This is a genomic window from Pseudoalteromonas sp. A25 (assembly GCF_009176705.1).
In the GTDB taxonomy this organism is placed as follows: domain Bacteria; phylum Pseudomonadota; class Gammaproteobacteria; order Enterobacterales; family Alteromonadaceae; genus Pseudoalteromonas.
The window spans coordinates 924,491-942,642 of sequence record NZ_AP021846.1 but is presented as its reverse complement, the minus strand read 5'-3'; the positions used below and the strand labels follow the sequence as shown (position 1 = coordinate 942,642).

Genomic DNA, 18,152 nt, shown 5'->3' with positions numbered 1-18,152 from the left:
TATGAAACATCGATGTAAACAATTTAGAAACACAGTGAAAGCTGCGTAAACGTGAAGTGCTGTAATTTTAAAGAGAGGGCGAATTCATACTTTTGAATACCCCTTTTTGAACTGCTTCATCATATTCAATTACAGCCACAGCTGCAGTATTAAAAATAGGTAATTGCTCAGGGCACAGCTGTTCAACCAAATAACTCACTATTGGCATATGCGCAACCAGTAACCACACATCCAACTGGTTATTGAGGCTTATCAGTGTTTCGAGATAATCAATTGCAAACGCGGCATTACCAGTAGGCACAATATCCTTGCAAATTTCAACATAAGCCACATCATTAATCGCCAACACCTGCTGTGCTGTCTGCTGCGCTCTTGTATATGGGCTAACAAGTAGAGCCTGCGGCTGATAATGACCTTTTAGCCACCAAGCCATTTCTTTTGCTTGATTCACCCCCCTATCTGTCAGAGGTCGTGATTCGTCACTTACCTTTGCTGGTGCAGCCTCGCCATGACGCATAATTAGAATAGTTTTCATCACACTCTCGAATATTCTTGTTAAACTTTGCCAGATAACCAGTAGCTAATTACCGTGTTTGTTCGCTATATTAAAACAAACGACTCTTAAACCTAAAGCAATTTGACACTCTATAGATAGCTCACCTAGAGTCCCTTTGCTTACATTTTCTTTATCGGCGGCAACAATTTGAAAGTTAGTAATAATGATAATCGCACATATCACCAGCTCAAACTCGACAATGGTCTACAAGTTTTGCTTGTCAGTGATTATTCAAGCGATAAATCAGCCGCTGCACTTACCGTCAATGCAGGTCATTTCGATGATCCTATTGATCGTCAAGGAATGGCCCATTTCCTAGAACATATGTTATTTTTGGGTACTAAGCAACACCCACAACCAGGACACTTCTCGCAATTTATCAGCCAATCTGGTGGGCAAAGCAATGCATGGACGGGAACCGAGCACAGTTGCTACTTTTTCGATTGTGCACAACAGCAGTTTTTTACTGCATTAGAACTATTTGCCGAGTTTTTTATTGATCCGCTTTTAGAGGCTTCTCAAACTGAAAATGAGCGAAATGCCATCGATGCGGAGTTTAAAATGAAAATAAAAGATGATGGCAGACGAATTTATCAAGTTCACAAAGAAACGGTGAACCCATTACACCCGTTTTCAAAATTTTCGGTTGGTAATCGACAAACACTAGCAAACCGCGACGTTTGTATAGCCGAGGAGGTCAGGAACTTTTTTTCAGAGCACTATCAGGCGCAATGGATGACTTTAGTCGTTGCTGGTCCACACTCTTTAGATGAGCTAGAAAACACAACACGCGCTTTATTCAGTGCCATAAAAGGCACTCATCAACCCAAGGCACAAATTAAAGTGCCATTGTATAGAAAGCAAGACTTAGGACTACTGCTGCATATCGCACCAAGAAAGCATATGCAAAAACTCATAGTCAGTTTTGCTATGGATGGTATCGATGCGATGTATAAACATAAGTGCGTCAGTTTTTTAGCCCATCTACTGGGTTATGAAGGTGAAGGATCACTGTACTCAATTTTAAAAGAGCAAGGATGGATCAATGCATTATCCGCCGGAGGGGGGATAAGTGGTAGTAACTTCAAAGACTTTAATATCAGTTTTGCGTTGACCGATGAAGGCATTGATTACTACGAAGACATCATTGAGATGCTGTTTGAATATGTTGCGTTGATCAAAGAAAATACTGCGTTGCTCCCACAACTATACAAAGATAAGAAAACATTATTGGATATTGCCTTTAATAACCAAGAGCCGAGTCGGTTATTAGAATGGGTCAGCAACATAAGTGTTAACATGCATCATTATGAGAGTGAAGATTACCTATACGGCGACTACATCATGCAAGGGTTTGACGAAGCACTCCATACACGTCTGTGTCGTTATTTAACACCAAAAAATATGCGTATTGTCCTCATCCATCCAAATGTCGAAGCACAACTCAAAGCGAAGTGGTACCACACACCATATCAAGTTGAGCAACTAAATAATGAATGGTTAGATGCATTGAGTAACATCGACACACCGCTGCCTGAAATGCAGTTACCAAAGATGAACCCCTATTTACAAGTTGAAAATGAGCTCTACGACGTCACCCAACATAGTCGAACACCTACTTTGCTCAAAGATAAACCCGGTTTTGCTTTTTGGTTTAAACAAGACACGACATTTCGCGTCACAAAGGGCCACTTTTATATCGAAATAGACTCATTGCTGAGTATCAAAAATACCAAACACATGGCGCTTACGCGTTTATTCGCAGATTTACTCATGGACAGCATGGCAGAGCAATATTACCCAGCTGAGCTGGCAGGGCTTAACTATCACATAAACTCGCACCAAGGCGGCCTTACGTTACACACAGCTGGCCTTTCAGGCAACCAAATTACCTTAGCGCTGCAACTACTAGAGCATATGCTTCATGCAGTGATCAGTGCACCTCGTTTTGCAGAGTATAAAAAGCAGCTGATCAGACACTGGAAAAACCACAACCACAATAAACCTGTGAGCGAACTTTTTAGTGTTTTAGGCGCTAAGCTAATGCCTTGGAACCCTGAACCATCCGCTTTAGCAAAAGCTTTAAAAAACATTAGCTTCAATGAGTTCTGTCAATTTAGGAACCAGTTTTTTGATTCAGTCCATATCAAAGCTTTTTTACACGGTAATTGGCAACACCACCATGCCCAAGGAATGCAAAAACAGCTACGAAAACTGTTTACCAACAGTGAAATTTTGGAAGACCTAAAACGTCCCTTAACAATATTAGATAGCCACCAAACACATATTATTGAAAAGGCTAACTGCGAGCATGCATTGGTTTACTATATTCAAGCGCAAACGGCAGATGTTTTTGAAAAAGTGTCTCTGATGGCTCTAAATCAGCTGATCAGTCAACAATATTTCGAAACATTGAGAACTCAACAGCAACTCGGCTACTTGGTCGGCGCAGGCTATGCGCCCTTTAATACCAGAGCTGGTGTTGCTTTTTACATTCAATCACCTAACGTCAGCACCGAGCAGCTCAAAATAAAACATGATGCATTTATTGAGCATTTTCTTGAACAGCTTGACTCTCTCAGTGAAGAAGCATGGTGGGATGCAAAACAAGCATTACGCTTACAAATTGCCGAAAAAGATAAAAATCTAAGATTAAGAGCACAAAGGTTTTGGATTGCTATTACCAATGATGACCATCAATTTAATATGCAGAAAAGACTAGTTAAACAGCTAGACGCTTTAGAAAAAAAGGAACTTATCCATTATATAAAAGAGGTTTTCTCACACGCACATCCAAAAGCAGTGCTACTTTGCAACTAAATATACACCCCGTTGTAAATACTACAGCGGGCTCACATTGCTCCCTCAGAACACTCATTAAGACTGAGCTGTGATAACTTTGGCTATTCTAATTTTGAAATCGATATCATCGCAGAATTACCGATGCGGCAAACTTCTTAAATAATCGCTATTTGAGACCCCTAACCCAACCTAAAAAAGATAAGTGCTCAGTTAATATAATTATGAAGCATTACCAAACAGCCTTTCAAACCGCATGAGGACCTAAAACAAGCACATATTACATAAATCTCTTTGACTCATTCACTCGCTTCATTTAGATTAGAGCTGCGAAGAAAGAAATATGCATCTATGATAAAACAAACAATAAAAGCAATAATCATCATGATGCTGTTGAACTTAGTGCTTACTCCTTCATCATTAGCACTCAATTTAAATCAACAGCTAAACCACCTAGATCCTCTCTGGGGCGGGTTTTGTATGGCTTTTTTTCTCTTCTCTATCTATTTACTTTATAGCAACACTAAACTCAAACGTACACAAGTAGCCTTACAACTTTCAGAGCAAAGGTTAAAAAGCACCGTTGAAGGCAGTGGCGATACTTTATGGGATTGGAACATTGCCACTGGAGAGGTGGTTCGTATAAACGATAGGTATATGATGCCTATTGGTGAAAAAGCGCATTTTATTCCAAATGCACATCTTATACACCCACAAGACTTGGTGCTTGTTGATAGGCTTCTAAAACAACACTTTTCTGAGAAAACAGCTTTTTTTGAAGCCAGTTATCGACTCAAAGATAGTTTAAACCAATATCATTGGGTGCTCGACAGAGGCAAAATAATAGAAAAAGATAATAATCTTAACCCTCTGAGAATGACCGGCACGATAAGAGATATTAGCCATCTAAAAAGTACCGAAGAGCGTCTCAACTTATTCGCCAAGTGTGTTGAATCTCTAACTGACGCCATCGCAATTTACGACAAGCAATTTCGACTCGTTGACTTAAACCCAAGTTACCTCGTACTGTTTGGTGGTAGAAGAGAGCAATATATTGGTAATATGTTCAGCTTACCCGGCTATGACGAGCGCTATATTAACCAAGTAAAAGTAAGCTTAAAGGAAACCGAGCACTGGCAAGAAGAGTTAAGGCTTCGCAACCATAAAAATACGTTACTGCCAATTGAAGTCACAATTGATGAAATTAAGAATAATCACGGACAAATTACCAACTATGTCGTCGTCTATTCAGATTTAACCGAGCGCAAAAAAGCAGAATCTCAGCTTCATAACCTTTCAAACAGAGATCGAACGACAGGCTTACCAAATCGTAACCTATTTTTTACCAATTTAAAGAAGCTAGCCCACCAAGATACTCACCATGCCCTACTCGTTTTTGACCTAGATAACTTCAAAAAAATTAACGATTCGTTAGGCCATCAACTCGGAGACAGTCTACTCGCAAAACTGGCTATGCGTTTGAGTAAACTGGTACGCCAGAAAGATACTTTGTATAGACTGGGTGGAGATGAATTTGCGCTGGTTATGGCCGGCACCAATGACATTCATACTATCACTCGGGCTGCAAAACAGTTTCTAGCCGCAATTGCGACACCATTTAAAATGGCAAACCATGAGCTAGTCATTACCTCATCTGTCGGTATTGTATTATTCCCAGATGATGGCTCTACGCCCGAGATACTGCTAAAAAATGCGGATACAGCAATGTATCACGCCAAACAAAAAGGTAACCACTATTTATTCTTCAACGATTCAATGAATGAGCAAGCAGTGAAAAGGCTACAAATTGAAAATTTAATGCGGTTTGGCCTAAAAGAAGATCATTTTGTTGTGTATTACCAACCCAAGATGGATATTAAAACTGGGCGACTAGTAGGAATGGAAGCATTGGTGCGCTTTATCACCCCTAAAAAAGGCATAATTAGCCCTGGCGTATTTATACCCATAGCCGAAGAAACTGGGCAAATTATCGATATTGGTGAAGTTGTTCTGGACAAAGCTTGCAAAGATGTAAAACGCTGGATAGATCAAGACCTTTTTGACGGTCGAGTCGCAGTCAACTTGTCAGCCAAGCAGTTCAGTTTACCGGACCTCACGACTCGAATTGATATTATCTTGCAAAAAAATCAACTTCCTTCGTATTTTTTAGAGCTAGAGATCACCGAAGGTACAATTATGGATGATCCAAAAGAAGCAATTTCAATTATGCGCTCACTCACTGCTCGCGGCATACACTTGGCGATAGATGACTTTGGTACAGGTTACTCTTCTTTAGCTTATTTAAAGCAATTCCCATTAAATACACTTAAAGTAGATAAAGCATTCGTGGATGATATGGTATCAGAACGCGGCCGAAACATGGTTGATTCTATCGTTACGATTGCACACAACTTAGACCTACACGTGGTTGCAGAAGGCGTAGAAAAGGCTGAGCAGCTAGCCGCGTTAGAGCAACTTAATTGTCAAACTATCCAAGGGTACTTTTATTCTAAACCACTTTCAGCTCATGAATTCACGGCATTTTTAAAAGCTCAAAAGCAACGTGAAAATGAAAATCAGCCACACTTGAAGGTGGTCAACTAAACCTAAGCTCGCCACACACAATAAGCACTTATTTGGCAACGATGCCAAGCTCTGCGGTGATGCACCTTTAGCAAGTACCAAGCGCCGGGTCCGCACATTAGGCCAGCAAATACCCACCGCTTAATTGGCATCCCTTTACGGATAGCTTCAATGTACAGAACAATAGCGCCTAGCAAAGATAGCAAAAACCACATCATAGATAGCGTAAACCAATAATTTAATAAAACGGCTGCGGATCATATCAAAGCGCATGTTTTTTGTACAATCAAACATTAATTGTTGCAAAATATCGCATTATTTAATTTAATAGCACCACAATTCAGTACCAATTAAGTGAATAAATTCAGAGTTACTTGATAATCGATTGATTATTAAATTATTTATTTAATAATCATCTAAACTGTGTTGTAAATTGAAACTACGAGGTATGGTTTTTTCATAGCCAATCACTTTTTTTGCACTATCAGCTCAGTTGCACTGTACTGGAAACTGCAAAGAAACTACATATTGCTCATACTTAAGACAAAGTTGATGAATGTTTAGCGCGACGATTAATGCTAGGTCACAAACAAGTTGAAGGTTTATAAGCTTCGCAACCTAATTTGGCTCGACAGATTAACCACAAGTGCTGACTTCTAGTCACTTTTGCACCGCTTTTACAGCTCGGTGATTACAGTATTTTTGCAATAGCTGCTAGAATTAAACCATGTTGTTTTAAATTATTTAGTTACGTCAAGGATACGATCAATGGATCATAAAAGCGTACATGACTATTTGCAGAGTAAGCCTGCAACGTTTATTACACAGCCATTTGCACAAGATACTGACGTATACAAAGTGCAACATAAAATGTTTGCTACCCTTGCTGAGGGTAAAGAAGGTCAAGTTGATGCGAACGGTGAGCCAGTATGGTGGCTAAATCTGAAGTGCGATCCTGATGAAGCATTGTTACTTCGAGATGAGTTCCCCGCTATCGTTCCTGGTTACCATATGAATAAGCGTTTATGGAATACGGTTATCTTAGACGGCTCAGTGCCAGAAGATAAAATCAAAGAAATGATCGATAAATCATATGATATTGTTGTCGATAACTTACCAACTGCACAAAAAGAAGAGCTGGCTAAAATTGCTGGTACATTGAACAAGTAAATTGATAACGTTTGGCTCCCCCCACTAATCAGTGGGGGCCATTCATTTTGACCGCTTTCAAGTGCAACTCAATAACCTACCCTATAATCCCCAAAACTTATTAAAATAACTTAACTCATAAGTGGTTTTATCTATAATCAAAATAACGAACAAAGTGAGGGAATATCATGAAACGAATCGCAGTGCTAACCAGTGGTGGAGACTCACCAGCGATGAATGCCGCCATCAGAGCAATTGTATTAAGTTGTGACTATCACCAATTGCAATGTATCGGCTTTTACAACGGTTACAACGGACTTATTAATGATCAGCATATAGACATGCACCAGTTCGATATCAATTCAACCTTGCAGCAAGGTGGCACCATTTTAAAAAGTGCACGCTGCCAAGCCATGTTATCAGATAAGGGGGTAATGCAAGCATGCAATACACTAAGAAAACATGATATCGATGCCCTCATTGTTATTGGTGGGGATGGGTCTTTAAAAGGTTTAATGGCGATTAAACAGCACTGGGAGAAGCCCGTTATTGGTCTACCAGGTACCATTGATAACGATTTAAGTGGCACCGACGCAACCATCGGTTTTGCGACGGCCGTAACGACAGCAACACACGCAATAGACAAAATTCGCGATACCGCCAACGCATTTGAGCGCATATTCATAGTTGAAGTAATGGGTCGGCACAGCGGCCATATTGCTTTTAACGTTGGCCTAGCCACTGGGGCAGAAGCCATTATTTCTTTTGAAAACTTTACGCCTGAACAAGCCAATAACAAAGTTAAAGAAATTTTAGTGGGTGTAGAAAAGCAAAAGCTGACACATGGCAGTTTTTTGATAGTACTTGCGGAAAATCTGTGGCCAGGGGGCGCCCAAGCATTAAAAGAGAGCCTCAGTGAACAAGGCCAAGTTGACAGTGCGTTATGTATTTTAGGCCATATTCAGCGAGGAGGAAGCCCTGTTCCTGAAGATAGAAATCTCGCCACAGAACTTGGGATTGCATCAGTTGACGCTATATTAAATGGGCAAGACAATGTCATGGTAGGTAAGCTGTCGGGCTCACTCGCAGCAACACCACTGCAACAAGTGATCCACCAGCCAAAACCAGTGAGCGCTCACTGGGTAGAGGCCCATAAAAAGCAGCTCACACATTATTTAAAATAACTCCGCGTTTATCCAAATATGCGTTAGGACACTGGCTACATAACCTAACGCTATCACTGGAGCCCACTTTAAATGACCAAAAAAAGTATAATACCCTCTAGCTTGACCCATCAGCGCCACGCCGGCCGCAGAGCCAATAGACAAGAGGCTTCCGCCAACACCTGCAGTTAGTGTGATCAGTAACCACTGGCCATGCGACATATCTGGCTGCATCGATAGCACAGCAAACATCACTGGAATGTTATCAATAACCGATGACAAGATACCCAAGAATATATTCGCCGCCGTAGCACTCCATTGCCCATAGAGCACTTCTGACAATAAACCCAAATAACCAAGGAAGCCTAAACCACCTACACACATTACAATTCCGTAAAAGAACAACAGGGTGTCCCACTCAGCACGCGCGACTTTATGGAAAATATCAAATGGCACCATGCTCCCTAATAAATCAATGCGTTTGCGATCGCCTTCGCGTTGCGCTTTTGTCTTTCGCCTTTTTAAAGTGATCCTCAAGTAATAACCAAAAAATTGCAGGTAACCTAAGCCCATCATCATACCCATTACAGGGGGCATATGGAGCATGCTGTGGCATAGCACTGCTGTGAACACAGTCAATAAAAACAACACTAGGATGCGTCGAGCCCCTCGTTCCATAGTGACGGTTGCAGACACCGTTGCAGGCTTTTTTTTCTCAACAAACAAGCTCATCACAATCGCAGGGACAATATAATTCACAAGTGATGGCAAAAATAAGCAAAGAAACTCATCAAACCTTACCAACCCTGCTTGCCACACCATCAACGTTGTTATGTCACCAAAGGGGCTAAAAGCCCCGCCTGCGTTTGCTGCAATCACAATATTGACACAACTGATGTTGATAAAACGCTTATCCCCTTCAGCCACTTTCATCACAACAGCACACATCAATAGTGCTGTCGTTAAATTATCTGCAATTGGAGAAATAAAAAATGCTAAAAACCCACTGATCCAAAAAAGGCTCTGATAGCTGAAACCTTTGTGGATCATCCACGCTCTCAATCTATCAAAGACTTTGCGCTCTTCAAGTGCATTAATGTAAGTCATTGCCACTAATAAAAAGAGCATCAGCTCTGAAAATTCGAGCAGATTGTGCCGAAATGCGTCTTCTGTGACATGAGGGATATCATGGGTAACATAATAGGCACTGATCAGCATCCATATTAACCCCGCAGCCACTAGGACAGGTTTGGACTTACGCAGGTGCAACTTTTCTTCTAGCATCACCAAAGCATACGCAACAACAAAAATGGCTATGCAAACAACCCCCAGTATGGAAGCCGTTAAATCTATTGGCGTACTTTTAGCCCATGCAGGTCCAGAAATCCCAGCTAAGACCAAAGTGCTCAAGACAAGCTTGCCGTTAAGTACGCCCATTTTTTTACCTTTCATTTGTGTGTAAACGCTTAAGTAGCTTAAAAATACTTTGCAGCAACAACCCTCGTATGACTCACTGCTAGCAATACCGGAGAGTAGAGCGCAAAATCAGTCGATAGATTTATATGTCGAGTTGGTTTGAAAAGAAATAATGCTTTGGTATTAGAGGTGGTGGCTGTCGCGATAAACCGGCGCTAAAAAACAGCTATATGAAATAATTTCAATGATTGACATCTTGTGCAACCAAGCCAATTTGCATGGCTGCACAGTTGGTAATGTTGCTGGCGATATTTATTTTTCTTCAGTGAGCTTTTCGACCGCTAGAATGAGGAGCAAACCAGCCACAGCTAAAGCTATACATAGGCCTGTTTGAGGCGATAACCCCGTAACACTGGCGAATTCCATCGGGCTCACGTTTTGCTGTAAAAGCGGCTTTTCAATGCCCTTGGAATTGGTATAGGTTGAGACCACCGTTTTCCATGGCCAAAGTAAATTCAAAGATCCAATCAAAAAACCAGCCAGAAGCGAAAATGTTAATTGTTCATAGTTATCCAGCAACCAAGATAAAAAACGAGAAAATATCATTAACCCAAACACACAACCAATCAAAAACAAACCTATCAGAGAGACCTCCTTTGCTGTTATCGCGCCCAGAACATGCCCATACATGCCCATCAACAATAGAATAAAGCTGCCTGAAATGCCCGGTAAGATCATCGCACATACTGCGATGGCGCCCGCAACAAAAAACATCCACCAATGAGGCACAGCTTCAGATGGTGCAATCGTTGTGATAACAAATGCGATAAGCGCCCCGATCATACAACTGAGCACTGTCTGCCATTGCCATTGACTGACTTGCTTAGCAACATGAATAAATGACGCAACAATCAAACCGAAGAAAAAAGACCACACCAAAATTTGATGATGTGCCAATAAGTAAGTAATTACTTTTGCCAATGAGGCCGCACTCGTAACTAAACCTGCAAATACGGATAATAAAAAAGCCCCATCGACATGACGCCAGAACGCTTTAACGCCACTCTTTTTTAATACAGCTAAAGCATTTAAATCGAAGCTTTTTAAGGCATGTAAAAAACGTCCATAAATCCCTGTTATAAAGGCTATAGTTCCCCCTGAAACGCCAGGCACAACGTCGGCTGCGCCCATCCCTGCTCCTTTTAAAAAGAACCACATGTAGTCTCGTTTTGAATCACACTGGTGTGTCACTATTTTTACTCCACATATAATTTGTCGCTAGTCTATCGCAAATATATTAAACCAAACAGCACCACACGCACCTTCAAGTAAACTCAAGCAAGTTTTTATTAAAAAAAAGACGTGTGGTGCCGATATACAGATATTGTATTGTTTGAAGATTTTATCGCTATGCGTTTTTCGACTTGTGCTCTGTTCTTTGTTGCCATACTCATTAGCCAAAATAATTCGGCTAATGCTGCGCAATTCATTATGCCTGAGCCGCGCACAAAGATAGAACAGCAGGATTTAGTCAAATACTTTTCCGATAAGCTTATCGAGCTCGAAACGGAAAGTGGAAAAGTTGCCACACTCTTTTCCCCTTATATGAGCGCAAGTAAAAGAGGTATTGTTATCCTTCTTCCCGGTGCAGGCCATGGCCCACTATCCGTGCATGGTCTGAGTTATTTATCTGAGGCACTCACCGATGATGGTTTTGATACTTACGCACTCCAAACTCCCGAATTAAATTGGCAAGCTGATTTATTGAACATTGAACAGCCCAGCGTGGAGCAAGAATACGCGTATGAAGGACCTTGGTCAGAGGCTATGTTAGATGATTATAAAGAGCAATTATTATCAAGCTTTGACGCGGTATATCAGCAACTACGCGTTACAAGTGAGGATCAAATTGTTGTTGTAGCACAGGGCGTAAGTGCAGGTGTATTTTCTGAGTATTTGGCTTCTTTACCCAATATCAATATTGATGCCTTTATCGCGATTAGCGCTCAGTTGCCAAATATAAATCGAAATAAAAACTTACCAGCAGCTCTCTCACTGGTAAGCCCTCCGCTGCTTGACATTATCTATTCACAAGACAACCAAACACTTCACGAAAACGCCAAACAGCGAAAGCGCTGGGTACAACGAAATAACAAATATGACTATCGTCAAAGAGAGTTGTTTGGCTTAAGTACTGAGCACAGACAGCACCAACGACTACGAAAAGAGCTAGATGGTTTTTTAAGGCAACTCTAAATACACTGCTAATAAATTCAAACTGTTATAGCAGATATAGACATAACACAGAGCAAAATATTAGCTGGCTCTTTTCAAAAACTCATAAGCAGATTGAATATCCTGGCTTTTACGCTTAGCCACTTCCATCATATGTTCAGGTAACCCCTGTGAGACAAGTTTATCTGGGTGGTGCTGAGCCATTAACTTTCGATAAGCGCGCTTTACATCTTTATCACTAGCATCGCTAGATAAACCTAACACAGCGAGCGCTTGCGATTTTGAGAACGCAGGCTCTGGCTGTGCAAACTCTTTTTGTCGATAGTTTTGCTGGCCCTGTTCAAAACGCTGTTGCTGCTGACGGAAGCTAAATTCAGCTTGATAACGCTTTAAAATAAAACGAAAGTGAGTCGCCGAGATGCCTAAATACTGACTCACTTTTTGCAGTAACTGTTTCTCCTGGACCGCCAAGTGCCCATCAGAAAATGCCATCTGAATTTGAATTTCTAAAAATAGCTGTAGTAAGTCGTATCGCCTTGCAAACACTTCTTTAAAGTCTGTTATTGCTTCTTTAAGCTGAAACTCAGGATTTTTTCCAGAACGAAAGGCATTCTGAGCTTCTTGCCTATTCTCGCCGTGTAACCCCATCTCATCCATAAATGCAGTGGCGGCTTGAATATGTATTTCGCTTACCCGACCATTAGATTTTGCGATGTGCCCCATTACGGCAAAGCAACTTGAAAAAAATAGCGCTTGGCGCTGATGCAAATCATCTCCGCTAAAAAAGCCTTGGAAACCACCCACTCTATCAAAGTTTTGTTTTAGGCTCTTATCGAACATATGACCAAGCCAGAACCCTAGGATTGCGCCAATCCAACGCCCAAACATAAACCCAAAGCACGTTCCTAGCAGCTTTCCCCACATATTTATTGCTCCTGAATACGATTTATTTCCATCAGGCGCTCGGGCGTGCCTATATCACTCCACACTCCCAAGTAAAGTTCAGTAGAGACGACTCCCTGCTGTAAACCTGCTTTGAGCATAGGTCCTAATGGAATGAACCCTGCTTCATAAGGTTCAAAGAAATGTTTATGATACAATCCAATGCCTGCAAAAGTATAACGTTGCTCGTTAATAGTTTGATGTGCCAGGCAAAAATCTCCATCTGGGTTATGAGATGGATTTTCCACTAGAACAATATGCGCTTCGCCAGAGTTAAGCACTAATTGGGTTAACGCACTGGCATCATAATCAGTAAAAATATCGCCATTTATAACAATGAACACGTCATCACTGTTGCACAAATGATCTATTGCGTGAATGATACCACCTGCGGTTTCTAAACCACCCGCAGGCTCACGGCTGTAGTATATATTAACGCCATATTGCGCACCGTTACCAAAATACTCTGCTATTTTATCCCCTTGCCAGGCAAGGTTAATAACAATGTCCTTTATCCCTGCATTTTTTAGTCTAAGAATGTGATATTCAAGAAGAGGGCGCTGTGCAACTTTAAGCATCGGTTTGGGTAAATTAGCGGTCAGTGGCATCATTCGCTTTCCTCTGCCAGCCGCAAGGATCATAGCTTTCATAATGTACTGCAACTCAACTTAGCTTCTACTTTTGGCATTATGTCATGCCTTAACCAAGTTGCAAGCCACTGAAATGGCTCGTAACAATTTGCCACATCCTCAATATAATGCAATGTTGGCATGATATTTTGCAAATAACCTGTTTTATTATCTCGAAGTAACAATCGACAAAAAATACCTGCGGCCTTAAGGTGGCGTTGCAACCCTGTTAAATCAAAATAATAGCAATATGTGTCGTATGACATCTTTGGTAGCTGCTGTGCTTCAGTCAAAACGTTAAAACTGTGCAAGCGTAGCGCATCAAATTCTTCACTTGGCAGATGAAAGTAACAATCGCGCAGCAGCGACACAGCATCATAGGTTACCGGCCCTTGTACTGCATCTTGATAATCAATTAACGCCCACTGCCCATCAACACGCATTATATTGCGGCTATGAAAGTCTCGGTGCATCGTTACTTGCGGTTGACAAATCATCACTTCACAAAGCAATGATTTGGTTGTTTGCCACTGCTCTGACGGCAAGCACTCTTCTTTCACGTCAAGCCAGTTACAGACTAACCATTGCCAAAATATATCCATTTCCATCGCAATAAAATCAGCGTCGTAAGGTTTCATGAATGGTGATACCGGTATTTTAGCGACTTGCGGTAGCAGCGTTAGCACTTCTTTGTAGTCTTGACACCTTGAATCCAAATGCAGCCTATCAGCTAAATGCTCCCCTCCCAGATCTTCTAATAACCCTAACCCTTGTGAGGTATCAAATTTTAAAATACTAGGCACCCTTAACCCTTGCTCTGCAAAACAGCGATTAAGCTCTATAAAGGGCCGGTTATCTAGCTTACTTGGGTCGGAGTCCATCAAAATAGTTGCTCTCCCCTCAACCACCACCCTATAGTAGCGACGGAAGCTTGCATCGCTCGTGATAGCATTGTATGAGATATCTTCTTCACCGAAATGCGATCGCAAAAAGCCCTCGAATAAGCTTTCTCTATTTTGCTCGTTTGTCACAAAATTCCACTCTTAATTACTGTATTTCACTAAGTTTTACTTTATCATGTCTTGCTTATATATAAACAACGGTGTCAAGGTTAATAAATGAGCAAAGCATGGGGGGTTATCGCTGCCGCATTAGTCAGCTGCAATGCGATAGCTGGATCAGAGTCTACACCTAAACTGTGTAGCCAATACCTAAAACCTACATTATGGCAACCGCTCAGCTCATTACCGAAAAACGCCATCGATATCACCGCTGATGATGTAGAGATGCAAGGCAAAGTCAGTGCTGAGTTTTCGGGTAATGTTGTTATCAATACCCAGAAAATGTCACTGTTTGCAAGTAGCGCACTGATTGACAAAAAACAAAGTTTACTCAACGCAACAGGCCCATTACGCTATCAAGACCAATTTACAGATGTAAAAGCCAATGCTTTATATGCCGATTTAGATAATACCGAAATAAGCTTACTCGGCGCTGACTATCAATTGACCCAACAACTTGGTCATGGTGGCGCTGAAAAACTTTCAGTATCGGCCAACCAATTGTCGCTTCTAAATTCAAGCTTTACAACATGCCCTTCCGAGCAGCCGTTTTGGGCGCTAGAAGCCGATAATATCACATTATCTAAGCACGAAGGCTGGGGGGAAACCCACAATGCAGTCTTAAAGATCCTCAATACCCCCGTGTTATATATTCCTTATTTTACGTTTCCTATCGACGATAGACGCAAATCAGGTCTATTAATGCCTAGAATTGAGCCTTCTAGCCGCTATGGCCTAGAAGTTGTGCTGCCTTACTACTGGAATATTGCTCCAAACTACGATGCAACGCTGTCACCACGCTACATGTCAAATCAAGGCGTACAATTGATCAGTGAGTTTCGTTATTTAACGGCACAACATGCAGGCTTGTTAGGTGTTGAGTTTTTAGAAAAGGATGATTCAGAGCCGCAGCTTGAAGAGCGTTATCTCGTGCACTGGAACCAGCAAAGTTATCTTAGCGATCACTGGCGTTTACATTTTGATGTAACCAATGTTAGTGATGATAACTACTTAACGGATCTGAATTCTAACTACGCCAACGAAACAGGCACTCAGCTTGATAGGACTGCAATTCTAAGTTATCTCGGCGAGTACTGGACAACGGATATTAAACTACAAAACTTTGAGGTGCTCGGCGACCATACTGAATCTTATGCAGCACTGCCACAGATCACTTGGCGCAATAGCAAAGCCTACCAAGCATTCGGTATCGATTTTAACTTGCTAGGCGAATTCAGTCATTTCAGTAATGATGAGTTACTTATAACCGACGCAACTCGCTTCCATATTGAACCAAAAGCCAGTTTTAGCGTAAACCAATACGCATGGTCGTTTTTGAGTGAAATAAGCTTATTGCACACCCGCTACGAGCAAAAAGGCGATTTTGAAAATACCGACTATCAACGTAATGTATCGCGTACGCTCCCTAAAGTTCGCATGCATGGCCAACTCAACTTTGAGCGAGATACACAATTTTTTGCTCTCGGTGGGACACAAACGTTAGAGCCGCAAGTTCAATATTTATATACACCAGAACGTGAGCAAAAGAGTATTGGTTTGTTTGATACCACAAAAATGCAAGATGACTTTTATGGCTTATTTCGGGAGCAACGTTTTTCTGGCGTTGATAGAATTGCCCAAGCAAACCAAATAACGTTGGGAGCAACAACGCGACTTTTTGATAGTAAAAATCTAGAGCGCTTTAATTTTAGCGCTGGGCAAATTATTTATCTTGAGGATGATGTAAAGCCCAGTGCACAGAGTCTTGATAACAGAACCAATTATAATGCATTGTTTGCTGCGCAAACCATGATACATTGGCACAGGCGCTGGTATTTCTCTGCTGGCATTCAATATGATGCAGATGCAAAGGAACTCATTGAATCGCATACAACGCTTGATTACAAAGGTGATAACAATAAACTTGTTCAATTGAACCATCGCTACGCTAACGATGTCTCAGGCTATGAAATAGATCAAATCGGCTTATTTAGTAGTTTACCTATTAACGATCGATGGCAAATGGTTGCGAGTTATCACCGCGATTTAACAACAGGGCGAAGTGTAGAAATATTTGCAGGCGTACGCTACGAAAGTTGCTGTTGGGCCGTCCAGTTAACTGGTAAAAGACAGATTGAGACTGATTTAAATCGCACAATACATCAAGATGACGCGCAATTTGACTCAAGCATAGGCATTAGTTTTGTATTAAAAGGCCTTGGCGGAAAGTCAAATTATGATATTGAGCAAGTACTACAACAAGGCTTGTTTAATTATCGTCGACCTTATTTTTTGAATAATTAATAAATATTAGAACATTATGAATTTTAAAAAGCTGTTATGGGTTGCCCTACTAGGGCTAAGTATCCACCAAAACGCCTTCGCTGAGCGAATGCTAATTGATAAAGTAGTTGCCACAGTAAATGATGGCGTTATTTTGCAAAGTGAAGTTGACCAAATTATTACCCGTGTGAAAGAGCAAGCTAAGCAACAAAGTACTGAACTGCCGTCAGACAGAACGTTACGTATTCAAGCTATAGACCGCTTAGTTGATCAGACATTAATGTTGCAACTAGCTGGGCGCATGGGTATGGAAATTTCCGACGCACAGCTTGATCAGACCTTGGCTAATATTGCTGCTGAGCAAGGTGGTACCATCGCCGACTTACGAAGAACCGTTGAAGCAAGTGGTGAAAACTTTCAAGAGTATCGTGAGCAAATTCGTAAAGAGATCACCATCAGCCAAGTTAGACGTGTAAATGTCGACCGTCGTGTTTACATTAGTACTCGAGAAATAACTAACTTACAAAAAATCCTTGTTGAACAAACTGGTAGCGCGGAAGAATTCGATTTAGGGCATATATTGGTCAAAATACCAAGCAAAGCCACACCTGAAGAAATAGAAGATGCACGCACCAGAGCAAATAAAGTCATTGAATTTTTAAATGAAGGCAAAGAGTTTAAACGTATCGCAATTGCCTCTTCAAGTGGCCCTAAAGCTTTGGAAGGTGGGCAATTAGGCTGGATGAGTATCAACGAAATGCCATCATTATTTGCCGAAGCCGTAAAAGGCAAGAAAAAGGACGAAATTATTGGTCCTGTGCGCTCTGGCGCTGGTTTCCATATTCTAAAAGTTCAAGATATCCGCGGTCGCCAAGTGGTAGAAACCACAGAAGTTCGCTCAAGACATATCTTGATTAAACCTTCTATCATTCTCAGTGAGGAAAAGGCCAAAGACATGCTGGCTGGCTTTGCTGAGGACTTACGCGCTGGCAAAGCAGATTTCGCTGAATTAGCGAAAGAACACTCTGAAGATCCTGGTTCTGCACTGAAAGGGGGTGAGTATGATTGGACTGACCCAACAACTTATGTACCAGCTTTTAGAGATACGCTTATGTCTCTAGAAATGAATGAAATCAGTGAGCCATTTAGAACAACATATGGCTGGCATATTGTGCAATTGCTAGAAAAACGCGTAGCAGATAAAACAGAACAAGCGAAACTGAATCGTGCTCACGGCCTGCTTTACAACCGCAAATTTAAAGAAGAAGCTTTTAAATGGCAAAGTGAGATCAGAGAACAAGCTCACATCGATATTTTTGCAACTGAATAAGTAGAC

13 protein-coding genes are annotated in these 18,152 nt (G+C 41.3%); 7 read left to right on the top strand and 6 right to left on the bottom strand.

The features are described from left to right. Positions 1-67: 67 nt before the first annotated feature. Positions 68-535: a phosphohistidine phosphatase SixA gene (gene sixA / locus GDK41_RS04240; protein WP_152085240.1), complete on the bottom strand. Its 468-nt coding sequence runs from the start codon at positions 533-535 to the stop codon at positions 68-70. A gap of 168 nt (positions 536-703) precedes the next feature. On the opposite strand from sixA, the gene GDK41_RS04235 reads away from it, so the two are divergent. The 4 genes from GDK41_RS04235 to GDK41_RS04215 all read left to right on the top strand — a co-directional run bounded on the left by GDK41_RS04235 (position 704) and on the right by GDK41_RS04215 (position 8,271). Continuing rightward, positions 704-3,376: an insulinase family protein gene (locus GDK41_RS04235; protein ID WP_152085239.1), complete on the top strand. Its 2,673-nt coding sequence runs from the start codon at positions 704-706 to the stop codon at positions 3,374-3,376. Between the two features lie 459 nt (positions 3,377-3,835). Beyond that, the gene (locus tag GDK41_RS04230) at positions 3,836-5,959 is read left to right on the top strand and encodes a putative bifunctional diguanylate cyclase/phosphodiesterase (protein ID WP_232056557.1); all 2,124 of its coding nucleotides are present in this window, start codon (positions 3,836-3,838) and stop codon (positions 5,957-5,959) included. Positions 5,960-6,706: 747 nt separating this feature from the next. Continuing rightward, complete coding sequence (locus GDK41_RS04220) at positions 6,707-7,108, top strand: MmcQ/YjbR family DNA-binding protein (protein ID WP_152085237.1); 402 nt, start codon at positions 6,707-6,709, stop codon at positions 7,106-7,108. A gap of 167 nt (positions 7,109-7,275) precedes the next feature. After that, entirely contained in the window at positions 7,276-8,271 is a 996-nt protein-coding gene (locus GDK41_RS04215) for an ATP-dependent 6-phosphofructokinase (RefSeq protein WP_172971545.1), read from the top strand. Here GDK41_RS04215 and nhaD read toward each other — a convergent pair. After that, positions 8,263-9,687 (bottom strand): sodium:proton antiporter NhaD, encoded by a 1,425-nt coding sequence (gene nhaD / locus GDK41_RS04210; protein WP_152085235.1) that lies wholly within the window; start codon positions 9,685-9,687, stop codon positions 8,263-8,265. The two genes, GDK41_RS04215 and nhaD, sit on opposite strands and share 9 nt — an antisense overlap. A 291-nt stretch (positions 9,688-9,978) precedes the next feature. Further along, positions 9,979-10,884, bottom strand: coding sequence for a DUF368 domain-containing protein (locus GDK41_RS04205; RefSeq protein WP_197739492.1), 906 nt, complete (start codon positions 10,882-10,884; stop codon positions 9,979-9,981). 192 nt (positions 10,885-11,076) lie between these two features. Here GDK41_RS04205 and GDK41_RS04200 point away from each other — a divergent pair, with 192 nt between their 5' ends. After that, entirely contained in the window at positions 11,077-11,922 is an 846-nt protein-coding gene (locus tag GDK41_RS04200) for a DUF3530 family protein (protein ID WP_152085234.1), read from the top strand. Between the two features lie 60 nt (positions 11,923-11,982). On the opposite strand, the gene djlA is transcribed toward GDK41_RS04200, so the two are convergent. Genes djlA through GDK41_RS04185 form a run of 3 tightly spaced genes read right to left on the bottom strand, consistent with a single transcriptional unit; the run spans position 11,983 to position 14,503 of the window. Further along, a complete protein-coding gene (gene djlA, locus GDK41_RS04195; RefSeq protein WP_152085233.1) occupies positions 11,983-12,825 on the bottom strand; it encodes a co-chaperone DjlA in 843 nt (280 codons plus the stop codon). Positions 12,826-12,827: 2 nt separating this feature from the next. Next, positions 12,828-13,493 carry an N-acetylmuramate alpha-1-phosphate uridylyltransferase MurU gene (gene murU / locus GDK41_RS04190; RefSeq protein ID WP_152085232.1) on the bottom strand — a complete coding sequence of 222 codons (666 nt, stop codon included), beginning with the start codon at positions 13,491-13,493 and terminating at the stop codon, positions 12,828-12,830. Then, positions 13,490-14,503 carry an aminoglycoside phosphotransferase family protein gene (locus tag GDK41_RS04185; protein ID WP_332096048.1) on the bottom strand — a complete coding sequence of 338 codons (1,014 nt, stop codon included), beginning with the start codon at positions 14,501-14,503 and terminating at the stop codon, positions 13,490-13,492. The genes murU and GDK41_RS04185 overlap by 4 nt, the downstream gene beginning before the upstream one ends. A gap of 87 nt (positions 14,504-14,590) precedes the next feature. Here GDK41_RS04185 and lptD point away from each other — a divergent pair, with 87 nt between their 5' ends. Together lptD and surA are read left to right on the top strand one after the other, a co-directional pair. After that, entirely contained in the window at positions 14,591-16,837 is a 2,247-nt protein-coding gene (lptD, locus tag GDK41_RS04180; RefSeq protein ID WP_152085231.1) for an LPS assembly protein LptD, read from the top strand. 16 nt (positions 16,838-16,853) lie between these two features. Beyond that, complete coding sequence (surA, locus tag GDK41_RS04175; protein WP_152085230.1) at positions 16,854-18,146, top strand: peptidylprolyl isomerase SurA; 1,293 nt, start codon at positions 16,854-16,856, stop codon at positions 18,144-18,146. Positions 18,147-18,152: the final 6 nt, after the last annotated feature.